This is a genomic window from Peribacillus sp. SIMBA_075 (assembly GCF_046534585.1).
In genome coordinates, this window is sequence record NZ_JAWRYN010001147.1 from 1 (window position 1) to 252 (window position 252).

Consider the following 252-nt stretch of genomic DNA (forward strand, 5'->3'; position numbering starts at 1 on the left):
CTTGTATATTGTTTCTGCTGAAATGCTCCAATAACAAAAGTAAGATTGAGTAATGCCATACATACAATTGCTACAAGATAAGAACATATATTAAAAGTTGCCAATATGAATGTAATAACAAATAGAAATCCCATAAAAAATTGCATATACGAAATTTTTGGATTCAAGTACATATGAGCAACCCCTTTATCTAATTTTTTATCCCGATTGGTGAGGGCTGATAATCCGCGGGTAAAAAACCTCCCACTGATT

1 protein-coding gene is annotated in these 252 nt (G+C 32.1%); it reads right to left on the reverse strand.

Annotation, left to right across the window (positions count from 1 at the left end; all coding sequences use genetic code 11):
* A partial coding sequence (locus SB775_RS31900) for a DUF3894 domain-containing protein (RefSeq protein WP_410865297.1) occupies positions 1-173 on the reverse strand: 173 nt, incomplete at its 3' end.
* Between the last annotated feature and the right edge of the window lie 79 nt (positions 174-252).